The following is a 13,203-nucleotide window of genomic DNA, read 5'->3' on the forward strand; positions in this document are numbered from 1 at the left end:
GACTACGCCGGCTTCGCGCTCGCTTCCGCCTCGCGCGCGAGCGCCTCGAACGCGGGGCGCAGCAGCCGCTCCGCGAGCGCGCGCGCGACCGGGTTGTCGGCAGGCTTCGCGCTTGCGAACTCGCGCGCGGCGGCGAGGCACGCACGCGCGGCGGGTTCATCGCCCGCGCGCCAGAACGAGAAGGCGCTCTCGCGGCAGCGGTGCGCGGCCGTCGCGCTGCCGTCCGCGTCGTAGAGGTCGGCGAGCGCTTCCTCGATCCGGCCGTCGAGGCGCTCCGCCTTCGTCGCACCCGAGAGCGCGAGGGGACTCGCGAGATCCGCGCGCACGCGCTCGATGATCGGCAACACTTTTTCGCGCAGCGGCGGCCACGGTCCGAGCTTGCTCTCTTCGACGAGCTTCACCGCCGCGCGCAGGTCCTCGGCGACCACGCTCGCGCCGAGCGCGGCCTCGGCGATCTCGCCGGGCAGCTGCGCGCCCTCTGGCGCCGCAGCGACGCGGCTTCGCCACTCCGCGAAGCCGCGCGGCAGCGGGCGATCCTTCGGCTGCCGCGCTGCCGCGCGCGCCACGACCGCGCGCACGCTGTCCGCGGCGAGCGCGTCCGCGCTGCCCTTGTTCTCGCGCGCGAGATCGTCGAGGAAGCGCCGTGCGTTGCCGCGCGTCGCCTGCAGCACGCGAAAGCCCTGGATCCCGTGCGCGTCGTCGAACACCACCTCGAACACGCGCGTCCCGCCCTGCGGATGCGGCTCGAGGAAGTACGCCATGCGGATGCCGCTCGCATCGATCGCCGAGAGGTACGCGCCCGTCACGTCCTCCTCGACTTTGGCGAGCTTCGCGACCGTCGGCGCGGGCGCGGCGGGCTTCGGCACCGCGTCGCCCGCAGAGCGCAGGCGATGCAGCCAACGCCGCAGCGCCTTCTTGCCCGGCTTCGAGAGCGCGCCCTCCTTCAGTCCAAACAGCGCGCTGCGCCCGGCCTCCTCGCTCAGCCACTCGTTCACGAGCTCGTCCGCGTCGTCGGGATGCTCGGACAAGAGCCAGCCGAGCAGCTTCTGCGCGGCAGCGGGCGAAGCGCCGGCGAGCACGCGCAGCGAGTCGCCGTTCGCGGGGCGGATCAGGTCTTCGTACTCGGGAAGCGCGCGCGCCGCGGCGTCGAGCGCGGAAGCCAGACTCATCTCGGGATCACCTCTCGGGTTCGCTTTCGGCGCGGACCCAGTCGAAGTACCGCGCGCTCCAGCCGCTCGGCGCGAGTGCGACGAGCTCGGGAAGCGCGTAGGGATGCAGAACCGCGAGGCGCTCCGCCAGAGCCTTCAGCCGCGCGCGGGTCGTCTTCACGACGAGCAGCTGCTCCGCGTCGCTGTGCAGCGCGCCCTGCCAGCGGTAGATCGAGGTCACGCCCGGCACGACGTTCACGCACGCCGCGAGCCGCTCCTCCACCAGCGCCCGCGCGATGCGCTGCGCGGTGTCGGCGTCGGGCGCGGTGACGAGGCAGAGGCGTACCGCTGCGGCTTCGCGCGCGCCGGGCTCGCGGCTGCGGCGAGGCGCGGCGCCGCGCCGTCGAGGCGTCACGCGGGGAACCGCCGCGCGGCAAGGCGGCGCCGACACATTTCGGCCGGGCCGAATCGTCTCACCCGTGAGACGTTTCGGCCCGGCCGAAATGTCTCACGCAACTCGCGGCCGAGCGCGTTCACGCCAGGATCCTCGCGTGCTCCGCGGTCGCGAAGCGGTCGGTCATGCCCGCGATGTAGTCCGCGATCGCGCGCGCCTCGCCTTCTTCGGCGAAGCGCGCCGTCACCTGCGGCGGCAGCAGCGCCGCGTCGCGGCGATAGGCGCGGTAGATCGCGCCGAGCGTGCCTTCTGCCTGCTGCATCGAGGCGATCACGCGCGGGTGGTGGTAGAGGCACTCGTAGAGGAAGCGCTTCAGCGTGGCCTGCTCGCGCGCGACGCCGGGGCTCGCGTGCACGAGCGCGTCCTTGTGCGCGCGCACTGCGTCCGCACTCTGACACGCGCTCGCGGCGATGCGGCGCGCGGACTCTTCGAGCACGTCCGTAACGAGCTGATTGATCAGCGCGACGATCGTCTGCGCGTGCATCACGGACTCGCTCGCGCCGGCGAGCCTTCGCGACATCTCGGCGAATGCCGCGCGCCAGAGCGGCACCTCGTCGAGCATGGCGGGCAATAACAACCCCGAGCGCAGCCCGTCGTCGAGGTCGTGATTCAGGTACGCGATCTCGTCGCTCAGGTCCGCGAGCTGCGCTTCGAGCGACGGCTGGGCGCCGCGCTGCGGCAGCGCCACCGGATGCGGCCAGTGCGCGCCGTGCTTGAGGATTCCCTCGCGCGTTTCGGCGCTGAGGTTGAGGCCGCGGAACGCGGGGTAGCGATCCTCGAGCCAGTCGACGATGCGCAGGGTCTGCCGGTTGTGATCGAAGCCGCCGTCTTCCCCTAACAGCTCGTCGAGCACGCGCTCGCCGGCGTGGCCGAAGGGCGGATGCCCGAGGTCGTGCGCGAGCGCGATCGCCTCGGCGAGGTCCTCGTTGAGGCGCAGCGCACGCGCGAGCGTGCGCGCGATCTGCGCGCCTTCGAGCGTGTGCGTGAGGCGGTTGCGGTAGTGGTCGCCCTCGTGCGGCACGAACACCTGCGTCTTGTACTCGAGGCGCCGAAACGCGCGGCTGTGCACGACGCGATCGCGATCGCGCGCGAACGCGGTGCGGTACGCGTGCTCCGGCTCCGCGTGCACGCGCCCGCGCGAATCCGCCGCCTTCTGCGCGTACGGCGCGAGCCGCGCGCGCTCCTCCGCCTCGGCGTCCGTGCGCGTGCGGAGCGGGTTCACTCCGGCGCTTCCTGCGACTTCCGTAACAACTCGCGCATCGCCTCGCGGTCTTCGGGGGGGGTCTCCTCGTAATCCGGCGGCGGCGGCTCCGCGGAGATGGCGGCAGCGCCCTCTTCCTCCTCCACGACCGCTTCGCCGGCTTCCGGCAGTGGCGCTTCCTGTGCGGGATCGAGCCACAGCTTCGCCGCGAGGGCGACCAGGGCGAGAGCGAAGAGCAACGCGGCGCCGCGCACCGCGAGCGACGTCTTCACGCCTTTCGCCACGCCAACCCCCTTCGCGCGTTTCGCCTTGTGCCGCACGCGCGGCTCACGTTTACCATCCGCCGCCATGCCCATCACCCCGCGACTGCTGTTAGGCCCCGGTCCCTCGAACGCCCACCCGCGCGTGCTCGCGGCCCTCGCGACGCCACTCGTGGGCCACCTCGACCCCCAGTTCTTAACGCTGATGGACGAGGTGCAGGAGCGGCTGCGACGCCTGTTCGGCACGCAGAACGCACTCACGCTCCCGCTCAGCGCGACCGGCTCCGCGGGCATGGAAGCGTGCCTCGTGAACCTGCTCGAGCCCGGCGACGCGATCGTGGTCGGCGTCGCGGGCGTGTTCGGCGAGCGCATGTGCGACGTCGCGGCTCGCGCGGGCGCGCGCGTCACGCGCGTCGACGCCGAGTGGGGCAGCGCACTCTCGTCGCAAGCGATGGCGAGCGCGATCGCGCACGTGCGGCCGAAAGCGGTCGCGTTCGTGCACGCCGAGACGAGCACGGGCGTGCTGCAGCCGGTCGAGGCGATCGCGCGGGCTGCGAAGTCGGTCGGCGCGCTCGTGATCCTCGACTGCGTCACGAGCCTCGGCGGCATCCCCGTCACGCTCGACGCGTGGGGCATCGACGCCGCCTACAGCGGCACGCAGAAGTGCCTCTCGTGCCCACCGGGCCTCAGCCCCGTCACGTTCTCGCCGCGCGCCGTCGAGACCGTGCTCGCGCGCAAGACGAAAGTTCAGAGCTGGTACCTCGATGTCTCGATGCTCGCGCGTTACTACGGCGGCGAGCGCGTCTACCACCACACCGCGCCGATCTCGATGATCTACGCGATTGCCGAAGCGCTGCGCATCGTCGAAGAAGAAGGCATGGACGCCCGCGCCGCCCGCCACCGCGCCGCCGCGCAGTCCCTGATCGAGCAGCTCGCCCCGCTCGGCTTCACGCCGCTCGTCGCCGAAGAAGTGCGCCTCCCCTCCCTAACAACGCTGCGCCTCTCCGAGCGCATCGTCGCCGCGGGCGAAGCGAAGGTGCGCCGCAAGCTGCTCGACGAGCACAACATCGAAGTGGGCGGCGGGCTCGGGAAGCTGGCGGGCACGGTGTGGCGCGTGGGGCTGATGGGGGAGAATGCGAGAGAGGAGAATGTGAGGCGACTCGTCGAGGCGTTGGCTTAGTCAAGCCCCCCACCAATCGAGGCGTCCGCCTGCACACACCCGAGATCGCAGCTCGGGTCGGAGTACGCGCGTGCCGCGATTCCGAGCCCCGCGATCAGTGCGACGCACGTTGCCCGGAAACGCACGCGAACCGGCGCCTCCTCACTTGGCTTTGAGCCACCCCGGCGCCCACCAGTTCCACTCCCGCATCAGCTGCATCGTTGCGGGCACGAGCAGCGCGCGCACGAGCGTGACGTCGAGGGCGACGGCGGCGGCGATGCCGACGCCGACTTGCTTTACGTAGACGAGGTCGCCGGCGGCGAAGGCGCCGATCACGACGATCAGGATCAGCGCGGCGCTCGTGATGATGCGGCCCGTGTGCTCGATGCCGTGGAGCACGCTCTCGCGGTTGTCGCGCGAGCGCAGCCATTCTTCGCGGATGCGCGAGAGCAGGAAGACTTCGTAGTCCATCGAGAGGCCGAACACGACGGCGAAGAGGATCACCGGGATCGTTGGGTCGATGCCTTCGAGCGGTTCGAAGTTCAGCAGGCCTGACAAGTTTCCGTCTTGGAAGACCCAGACGAGCAGGCCGTAGCTCGCCGAGAGCGAGAGGATGTTCATGAGCGTCGCCTTCAGCGGGACGAACACGGAGCGGAAGGCGAACAACAACACGAGGAAGTTCCAGAGCAGGACGAGCGCGGCGGCGCCGAGGCCCCACTCTTTCATGATCGCCTTGAGGTCGTTCATTTGCGCAGTCGCGCCGCCCACCTTCGACTCGAGACCGGGGTGCGGCACGGCGCGCACCGAGTCGAGCACGCCGGACGCGGCGAGCGAGCGCCACGGGTGGGAGTTGCCCGCGACGAGCAGCGCGGTGTCCTCGTGGAGCGTGCGGCGCACGCGCGTCGCGAGCGGATCGGCGGCGGCCTAGGCGCGGATCTCGGCCTCGGTGAGCGCGTCGGGATCGAGGTCGTTCAGCGGCGTGCGCACTTCGGTCACGCCGGGGACCGCGGCGATGCGCGCGGCGTAGGCGCGCAGGAGGCGCAGGTTGTCAGGGGCCAGCGGATCGCCCGGTGCGGTCGCGACGACCTGCATGATCGAAGCACCACCGGGATCGAAGCGGCTCGCGTCGCCGAGCGCTTTGTCGACGCGCCGCACCTCGCTGTCGCTCGCGAACATGCGCGTGTCGGGCACGGCGCTCTGCATGTGCAGCACCGGGCTCGCGAAGGCGGCCAGCGCGACGAGGCAGCCGAGCACGGTCACGACGGGGTGCCGCATCGAGAAGCCGCCGATCCGGCGCCACCACACGCCGGGCTCGGTGCGCTCGGGCGCGCGGCCGATCGCCCACTTGTTCACGCGCGGGCCGAGCCAGGCGAGCAGCGCGGGCAGCAACACGAGCGCGCCGAGCAGCGAGGCGACCACCGCCAGCGCGCCGCCGATCGCGATGCTGCGCAGGATCGGCACGGGCACGGGGATCAGCACGGCGAGGCTCACGACGACTGTCAGGCCCGATACGAAGATCGCGCGGCCGGCGGTGTCGAGCGTGGTCGCGACGGCTTCGCTCGGCGCGAGGCCCTTCCCGGCTTCCTCGCGGTAGCGCTGCACCAATAACAAGGCGTAGTCGATCGAGAGCCCGAGGCCGAGGAACGCGGCGACGTTGAGCGCGAAGATCGAGATGTCCATGAAGTTCGAGCCGAAGCGCGCCAGTGCTGCGCAGGCCGCCATCGCGAAGCCGCCGATCAGGATCGGCAACAGCGCCGCGACGACGCTGCGGAAGAACAGCAGGGTGAGCACGAGCGCGACGGGCAGCGCGAACGCCTCGGCCTTCGCGAGATCCACCTTCGCGGTGCTCTGCGCGAGGATCGACGCCGCGACGTGGCCGCCGATCGCGACCTCGATCGGCTCCTCCACCTCGCGCAGCAGCGGCTCGATGCGTTTCAGCGTGGCGAGCTTGTGCGCGTTGGTGCCGCCGAGCGAGACGATCACGAGCGTCTCGTGCGCGTCGTGCGAGACGAGCGACTCCTGGCTCGTGTCCCAATAAGTCGTCGCGCCCACGACGCCGTCGTCCTCGAACACGACTTCCAGCAGATCCAGAATGAGCGAGCCGAAGAGCGGATCGCGCACGTCGCTCGTCGCGTCGCGGTAGAGCACGAGCACGTCGGGCGCGCCGATGCCGAAGCGGCGCTCGGCCTCCTTCACCGCGAGATCGCTCTCGCTGCCCGGCACCTCGAAGCCGCCGGCGGGGAGGTGATCCGCGGCGCTCGAGCCGTAGATCGCGGCGACCGCGAGCAGCGCTGCGAACAGCGCGATCACCGCGAAGCGCAGACGGGCGAGCGCGGCGCCGAAGCGCGCGTAGGGCGAATCGAGCGAGGCGTCCGAGCGCATGCACCCCCCAGTGCCGCGCGCAGGCTACCGGCGACGCGACCGCGCCGCGCGACTCGGCCCGCGAACGAATCGGCCCGGCCAAAGTGGCGCTGATACAAAAAGGCCCGGCCGAAACGTTCGCCCGCGCTCGCGCGCGGTTGACCACGCGCGCATCGCGCTGCAAACTCGCCCGCGCTGCTCGGGTGCACCGCTCAAGGTGAGCGGGGCTTCGAGGGAAGGCCGTGAGAATCGGCCGCGGTCGCGCCACTGTGATCGGGGAGCTTTCGCGACATCTGCCACTGGCCCACGGGCTGGGAAGGCGTCGCGAACGCATGGATCCGAGAGCCAGGAGACCTGCCCGGGCGGCGGAATCAGCAACTGCTCTTCGCGAAAGAGAGCGGTGCGATGACGACCGGCCGATCGCGAAAGCGCGCGCCCCTGTCATCCCCGGACATCTCGCGAAGGGTGCGAGGAGTCCACGATGACGCCGGCACCCGTCGCTCGAGTTGCGCGCAAAGTCTGCGCGCGCACGAGCGGCCTTCCCTCTCGTTCGTTCGCCCTCCTGCTCGCGCTCGCTTGCCCGCTGTTCGCGGGCGCCGAGCAGGCCGAGCCGCCCGCCCCGCCCACGATCATTCGCGACGCGGGTGAAGTCTCGGTGGTGGCCACGCGCGGCGAGCGCAATCTGCTCGACGTGCCCGCGCACGTGACGGTGCTCGATCGCGCGGCGATCGAGCGCAGCGGCGCGGCGAGCCTGCCTGAGTTGTTACGGGGCGAGGCCGGCATCGGCGTCTCGAACACCACCACGAACGCCGAGGGCTACACGGTCGAGGCGCGCGGCTTCCTGAACGGCGCGGGCAGCGGCTGCCGCACGCTCGTGCTGGTGGACGGCCGGCGCGCCAACGAGCCAGACTCGGGCTGCGTCGACTGGACGTTCCTCGGCCTCGACCAGATCGAGCGCGTCGAGGTGATCCGCGGCACCGGCTCCGCCGCCTACGGTGACAACGCGCTCGGCGGCGTGATCGCGATCTTCACGCGCGGCGCGTCGGCCGAGGGCGGCACGCTCGCGGCGCTATCCGCGGAGCGCGCGAGCTTCGATGCCGAGCGCGCCTCTGCGCTCGTGTCGCAGCGCTTCGGCGCGCTGCGCGTCGGCGCGAGCGCAGCGTTCGACGACACGAGCGGCTACCGCGCGCGCTCCGATCTCAACAACAAGCGCGCGGGCGTCGATGTCGCCTGGGAGCTCGCGGACGGCGGCGAGCTGGGACTCTCCGCGGGCTACGCGTCCTCGGAGCGCTCGCGGCCCGGCGCGCTCGACGCAGGCACCGATCCCCGCAGCACGGACCCGACCACGCTCGACTTCGCGCGCGAGCGCGAGGGCTTCGTGCGCGGCGCGCTCGACCTCGAGCTTCCGTATGAGTGGCGCATGCAAGCGACGCCGTACTACCGGCACTCGAAGGCTCGCAATCACTTCGAGAACCCGTTCTTCACGTTCGACTCGGAGGCCGACAACGACAGCGCCGGCGTCGACCTCCAGCTGAGCCGCGATCTCGAGGTGCTCGGAAAGTCCGTGCGCCTGCTCGGCGGCGCCGAGCTTCGTCAGGACGACATCGACGTCGCGAGCTCGTTCGCGAAGAACGACGCGCGCCGCCGAGTGTGTGGCGTGTTCGTGCAGGCCGAGTCGTGGCTGCGCGACGACGTGCTGCTCTCCTTCGGCCTGCGCCGCGATCGCAGCGACCTCGAAGGCCGCAGCACGCAGTTCCCCGGAACGCGCTTCGACAAAGAGCACGCGCTCTGGTCACCGCGCGCGTCGCTCACGTGGCGTTTCCATGAGAACGGCTCCGCCTACGTGAGCTACGGCCGCGGCTTCCGCTTCCCGAACGTGGACGAGACATTCGGGTTCTTCGGCTTCTCGCCCACGCTCTCCCCCGAGCGTGCGCACTCGGTTGAAACCGGCGCGAGCTGGCGCAGCGAGCGCTTCGAGCTGCGCGGCGCGCTTTACGCGATGTGGGTCGAGGACGAGATGTTCTTCGACCCCTTCAGCGGCTTCGGCCAGAACGTGAACCTCGACGAGGTGAGGCACGAAGGCGCCGAGTTATCAGGGCGCGTCGCCCTGCTCGACTGGCTCCACGCCAGCGCGAGCTACACGCGCGACGACGTCAAGGTCACGCGCGACTCCGTGGGCTCGCTCGAGGGCGAGCAGTTGCCCATCACGCCGAAGAATCGCGGGCAGCTCGCACTCGAAGCCGAGCTGCCGCTCGGCATCGAGGCGCGCCTCGCGGGCACCTTCGTGGGCGATCGCCGCGTCGCGAACGATCCGCTCGGCTCCGTCGCCGACCTGGACGGCTACGCCACGCTCGACGCGCACCTCGCCTACACGCGCGATCTCGCGCCGGGGCTCGCGTTCACGCTCGAAGCGAACGGGCGCAATCTCACCGGCAGCGACTACGCGGACTTCGCGGGCTACTCGATCTTCTCGTTCCCGCCTGCGACGCGCTTCTACCCTGCCGCGCAGGCGAATTGGTCCGTGGGTGCGCGCATTCGGTTCGAGCGATGACCCGCACCGCGCGCACGCTCGCCGCGCTCGCCCTCGCGGTTGCAAGCGCGGGTGCAGGCGTGCGCGCGGGTGAAGTCGACCTCGTCGCCGCACCGCCGAACCCGGAGGTGCGCCTCGAGCAGATTCGCGAACGGGTGCAGGCCGCCGTCGTGTATCCGCCGGCTGCGCGCGAGCGCGGCATTCAGGGCGTGGCGCGCATCCAGTTCCGCATCGATCCAGCCGGGCGCGCTGCAGACGTTGTTACGGTCGAGAGCAGCGGCTCGCAGCTGCTCGACGGCGCCGCGCTGCAGGCCGCACGCGACGCACTCACGCTGCCGCAGCTCTACGGCTGGGTGCGCATTCCGGTGAGGTTCGAGCTCGCGCGGCGCTAGCGGCCCTCGTCGAGTGGGATCGTGGTCAGGCGATAGAACATCAGCCCTGCAATGCTCGCGAGAATCGCGACGCCCGCGATGTATGCGCTCGCGCCATCGACGACGCGCAGCGCCCCGAGCAGCTGGAGCCCAACCGCCGCAGCGATCGACGCGAGATTCAGTGCGAACACGCCTCGATCCAGTCGCCTCGCCAACCCGCTTCCCTCGCGTCGCGCCAGGATGAACACGACCGCCACGGTGACCGCCGAGAGCACGTTCAGCGCTGGCGGGAAGGCGTTGGCAGCCGCGGCCCCGTTGCTGGCGACGGCGGGGATCATGGCGAGGAGCCCTGCGAGCAAGCTGAACCGAAGCATCAACTTGAAGCGAAACACGTCCTCCTGGAGCCAGGCGCCCTGCGCGCCGCTGCGCCGAAACACGACGGTCACGCTCGAGAAACCGGCCAGCGCGATCGAGAGCTGCGCGAGTGTGCTCAGCGTGTCGAACGGGCTCATCGTTCGCTCCTTCCTGCGCGAGCGTTTACCCGCGCGCTCCGGCGAGATGCGCTCGCATCGCAGCCGCGAACGCCTCCGGCGCTTCGAGCTGCGGCTGGTGCGCGGCTTCGGGCAACACGATGTGCCGCGCGCCGCGAATCGCCTCCGCGATGCGCGCGCTCGGCGCCACGAACTCGGCGTCGAGCGCGCCGACGATCACGGTCGTGGGGCACGCGATGCCCGCGAGCTGCGCGCGAAAGTCTGCGGCGTACTTCATCGCGCGCCCGAGCGCGGGGTACGCCACCGGGTCCATCGCGGCGACCCGTGCGCTGCGCCACGCCCAGAAGCGCTCCGCACCCCACTCGCGCTCGAGCCTGCGATCGGGCTCGCTGCGCGACTTGTCGCTCGGCGCCATCGCGCGCTGGATCTCGGCCACCTTCGCCATGCCTTGCTCGCGCCCGATGCGCGCCGCGAGCGCGAGCATGTCTTCGTTGATCCACGCGAGCGGCTCTGCGCTCGTGCTGAGCAAGACGAGCGAAGCGACGCGCTCCGGCGCCGCGAGCGCAACGCGCTGCGCGAGCATCCCGCCCATCGAGTGTCCTAACAGATCGCAGCGCGCGATGCCGAGCGCTGCGAGCGTGGCGGCGACATCCGCGGCGAGCGCGTCGAGCGTGTAGTGCGCCTCGACGCCGCTGTTGGTGCTGGCGCCGTGGCCGCGCAGATCGAGCGTGACGATGCGGCCCGCCGCGGGGAGCAGCGGCTCGATCGCGGGCGCGAAGTCTTGGCGGAAGCCGGTGAAGCCGTGCACGAGCACGAGCGGCCGCTCCGCATCCACTTCGCTCGCCCGCGGCTCGCTGCGCGCGGCCCCGTGTTCCTCGACGAAGATGTCGATGCCGCGGACGCGCACGCTTCTGCTCATCGCGCGGCTCAGCTGTGCAGCCGCGGCGCGCGCGGCAGCGAGGCGACCACGTCGGCTTCGTGCTTCGCGAGCTCGGCGAGCCGCGCGCGCACGTCGTCGCGCGCCGCCACGGTCTCCGCGAGCTCGACGTACACATTTTGGTGTCGCGCCTCGGCGCGCTCGAGGCCGGCATAGAAGCGCGCGAGGTCAGCGTCGAGCGAGGCAAGCGCTTCCGCCAGCAGCCCGAGGCGCTCGCAGCTGCGCGACTCGATCAGCGCGCAGAAGAGCAGCGTATCGACGAGGCGCTCGGGATCGCGCGAACGCGCCGCGGCGCGCAGGCGGCCCGCGTATTGGCTCGGCTGCTGGCGCCCGAACGCGACGCCACGCCGCGCGAGGTGCGCGAGCACTTCCTCGAAGTGCGCGAGCTCCTCGCGCGCGAGCGCCGCGAGGGGCGCCTGCAGCGCGAGGCGATCGGGGTACTGGAACAAGAGGCGCAGCGCCGTGCCGGCGGCTTTGCGCTCGAGGTGCGCGTGATCGACGAGCACCTCGTCGAGGTGCGCGAGGGCGTGGGCCGCCCAGCCGGGCTCGGTCTGCGAAGCGATCAGCCGCATCGCGCCCATCCTAAAGGACCGCTCGCAAGTGCGCGCGGGTGCTCACGATCTCGGCGATCGCTGCGCTACCCCTCTGGCCTTCGCGCGCGCCCGCGCCGCGACCACTCGGAGATCGCGATGTACCCCGGCATTCACTCGCAGACGTTCCCGGACAAGCCCGCCGTGATCATGGCGGGCAGCGGTGAGGTCGTGACCTATCGCCAGCTCGACGAGCGCTCGAACCAGGGCGCGCACTTGTTACGGAGCCTCGGCCTCCGGCGCGGCGACCACATCGCGATCTGCATGGAGAACAACGCGCACTACCACGCGATCGCGTGGGCCGCGCAGCGCGCGGGCATCTACTACACCGCGGTCAGCTCGCGGCTCACGGGCCCCGAGGTCGAGTACATCATCGACGACTGCGACGCGCGGGTGTTCATCACGTCGCGCGAGAAGGCGGAGCTGGCGGGCGAGCTGGTCGGGAAGTGCCCGAAGCTGATCGCGCGCTACGCGGTGAACGGCGACGCGCCGGGCTGCACGCGCTGGGAGGAGGCGCGGGCTGCGCAGCCGAAGACGAAGATCGCGGACGAGAGCGAAGGCGCGCCGATGCTCTACTCGTCGGGCACGACGGGCCGGCCCAAGGGCGTGAAGCACCCGCTCCCCGACGTGCCGATCGGGCAGCCCCTGCCCGGCCTGCTCTCCCTGATCACTGGGCTCTACAGGGCCTCGCCCAGCACGATCTACCTCTCGCCTGCTCCGCTCTATCACTCCGCGCCGCTCGGCTTCACCATGTCGATGCTGCGCGTGGGCGGGACGGTCGTGGTGATGGAGCACTTCGACGCCGAGCAGGCGCTCGCGCTGATCGAGAAGCACCGCGTGACGCACTCGCAGTGGGTGCCGACGATGTTCGTGCGCATGTGCAAGCTGCCCGAGGAGGTGCGCGCGAAGTACGACGTGTCGAGCCTCCGGATCGCGATTCACGCCGCCGCGCCGTGCCCCGTCGAGGTGAAGGAGAAGATGATCGCGTGGTGGGGGCCCGTTCTGTTCGAGTACTACGCCGGCACCGAGGGCCAAGGCTTCGTCGCGATCAACAGCGAGGAGTGGCTGCAGCACCGCGGCTCGGTTGGCCGCGCGCTCAATGCGAAGCTCCACATCCTCGACGACGAGTTCAAGGAACAGCCTGCGGGCGAAGTCGGCACGATCTTCTTCGAGAGCGCTGCGAAGTACTCGTACCACAAGGACGAGGCGAAGACGGCGAGCGCGCGCAGCCCGCAGGGCTGGACCACGCTCGGCGACGTCGGTTACGTCGACCCGGAGGGCTGGCTCTACCTAACAGATCGCAAGGCGTTCATGATCATCTCGGGCGGAGTGAACATCTACCCGCAAGAGACCGAGAACTGCCTGATCGGCCACCCGAAAGTGACGGACTGCGCGGTGGTGGGCGTCCCGAACGAGGACTTCGGCGAAGAGGTGAAGGCCGTCGTGCAGCCCGTCTCGATGGCGCTCGCGGGGCCCGAGCTCGAGCGCGAGCTGATCGAGTGGTGCAAGGCGCGCATCAGCCACGTGAAGTGCCCGCGCAGCGTCGACTTCATGGAGGAGCTGCCGCGCCACCCGACCGGCAAGCTCTACAAGCGCTTGATCAAGGATCGCTACTGGGGGAACAAGACGAGCCGGATCGTGTGACGCCGCGTTCCCACGCGCGCGGAGCCGGAGCCTCTGTGTAGCGACCGAGCGCCGAGG

Annotated in this window: 13 protein-coding genes and 1 riboswitch; of the genes, 4 read left to right on the plus strand and 9 right to left on the minus strand. The window is 71.0% G+C overall.

Going from position 1 to position 13,203, the window contains the following annotated elements; all coding sequences use genetic code 11:
- Nucleotides 1-2 precede the first annotated feature (2 nt).
- From FJ091_12455 to FJ091_12470, 4 genes are all read right to left on the minus strand, one after another.
- Nucleotides 3-1,169 carry a hypothetical protein gene (locus FJ091_12455; protein ID MBM4384164.1) on the minus strand — a complete coding sequence of 389 codons (1,167 nt, stop codon included), beginning with the start codon at nucleotides 1,167-1,169 and terminating at the stop codon, nucleotides 3-5.
- 7 nt (nucleotides 1,170-1,176) lie between these two features.
- Nucleotides 1,177-1,563 (minus strand): divalent-cation tolerance protein CutA, encoded by a 387-nt coding sequence (locus FJ091_12460; protein ID MBM4384165.1) that lies wholly within the window; start codon nucleotides 1,561-1,563, stop codon nucleotides 1,177-1,179.
- Nucleotides 1,564-1,681: 118 nt separating this feature from the next.
- Nucleotides 1,682-2,824 carry a deoxyguanosinetriphosphate triphosphohydrolase gene (locus tag FJ091_12465; GenBank protein MBM4384166.1) on the minus strand — a complete coding sequence of 381 codons (1,143 nt, stop codon included), beginning with the start codon at nucleotides 2,822-2,824 and terminating at the stop codon, nucleotides 1,682-1,684.
- A complete protein-coding gene (locus tag FJ091_12470; GenBank protein ID MBM4384167.1) occupies nucleotides 2,821-3,087 on the minus strand; it encodes a hypothetical protein in 267 nt (88 codons plus the stop codon). The genes FJ091_12465 and FJ091_12470 overlap by 4 nt, the downstream gene beginning before the upstream one ends.
- A 64-nt stretch (nucleotides 3,088-3,151) precedes the next feature.
- Here FJ091_12470 and FJ091_12475 point away from each other — a divergent pair, with 64 nt between their 5' ends.
- On the plus strand, nucleotides 3,152-4,243 hold the full coding sequence (locus FJ091_12475) for an aminotransferase class V-fold PLP-dependent enzyme (protein ID MBM4384168.1): 1,092 nt from the start codon (nucleotides 3,152-3,154) through the stop codon (nucleotides 4,241-4,243).
- Nucleotides 4,244-4,384: 141 nt separating this feature from the next.
- Here FJ091_12475 and FJ091_12480 read toward each other — a convergent pair whose 3' ends face one another.
- Nucleotides 4,385-5,119: an MMPL family transporter gene (locus tag FJ091_12480; GenBank protein MBM4384169.1), complete on the minus strand. Its 735-nt coding sequence runs from the start codon at nucleotides 5,117-5,119 to the stop codon at nucleotides 4,385-4,387.
- Between the two features lie 27 nt (nucleotides 5,120-5,146).
- Nucleotides 5,147-6,604: an MMPL family transporter gene (locus tag FJ091_12485; protein ID MBM4384170.1), complete on the minus strand. Its 1,458-nt coding sequence runs from the start codon at nucleotides 6,602-6,604 to the stop codon at nucleotides 5,147-5,149.
- A gap of 163 nt (nucleotides 6,605-6,767) precedes the next feature.
- Nucleotides 6,768-6,960, plus strand: a riboswitch (cobalamin riboswitch).
- A 104-nt stretch (nucleotides 6,961-7,064) separates the two neighbouring features.
- On the opposite strand from FJ091_12485, the gene FJ091_12490 reads away from it, so the two are divergent.
- Nucleotides 7,065-9,134, plus strand: a complete 2,070-nt coding sequence (locus tag FJ091_12490; protein ID MBM4384171.1) for a TonB-dependent receptor — start codon at nucleotides 7,065-7,067, stop codon at nucleotides 9,132-9,134.
- Nucleotides 9,131-9,505 carry an energy transducer TonB gene (locus FJ091_12495; protein ID MBM4384172.1) on the plus strand — a complete coding sequence of 125 codons (375 nt, stop codon included), beginning with the start codon at nucleotides 9,131-9,133 and terminating at the stop codon, nucleotides 9,503-9,505. Before FJ091_12490 ends, FJ091_12495 begins: the two co-directional genes overlap by 4 nt.
- On the opposite strand, the gene FJ091_12500 is transcribed toward FJ091_12495, so the two are convergent.
- The 3 genes from FJ091_12500 to FJ091_12510 are packed head-to-tail and all read right to left on the minus strand — an operon-like array spanning nucleotide 9,502 to nucleotide 11,484.
- Nucleotides 9,502-9,996 carry a hypothetical protein gene (locus FJ091_12500; protein MBM4384173.1) on the minus strand — a complete coding sequence of 165 codons (495 nt, stop codon included), beginning with the start codon at nucleotides 9,994-9,996 and terminating at the stop codon, nucleotides 9,502-9,504. The genes FJ091_12495 and FJ091_12500 overlap by 4 nt on opposite strands.
- Before the next feature lie 25 nt (nucleotides 9,997-10,021).
- Nucleotides 10,022-10,894 carry an alpha/beta fold hydrolase gene (locus FJ091_12505; protein MBM4384174.1) on the minus strand — a complete coding sequence of 291 codons (873 nt, stop codon included), beginning with the start codon at nucleotides 10,892-10,894 and terminating at the stop codon, nucleotides 10,022-10,024.
- Between the two features lie 8 nt (nucleotides 10,895-10,902).
- A complete protein-coding gene (locus FJ091_12510) occupies nucleotides 10,903-11,484 on the minus strand; it encodes a tRNA-(ms[2]io[6]A)-hydroxylase (protein ID MBM4384175.1) in 582 nt (193 codons plus the stop codon).
- A 117-nt stretch (nucleotides 11,485-11,601) separates the two neighbouring features.
- Here FJ091_12510 and FJ091_12515 point away from each other — a divergent pair, with 117 nt between their 5' ends.
- Nucleotides 11,602-13,146 (plus strand): AMP-binding protein, encoded by a 1,545-nt coding sequence (locus FJ091_12515; protein MBM4384176.1) that lies wholly within the window; start codon nucleotides 11,602-11,604, stop codon nucleotides 13,144-13,146.
- Nucleotides 13,147-13,203 lie beyond the last annotated feature (57 nt).

This window comes from Deltaproteobacteria bacterium, from assembly GCA_016875395.1.
Lineage (GTDB): Bacteria > Myxococcota_A > UBA9160 > UBA9160 > UBA6930 > VGRF01.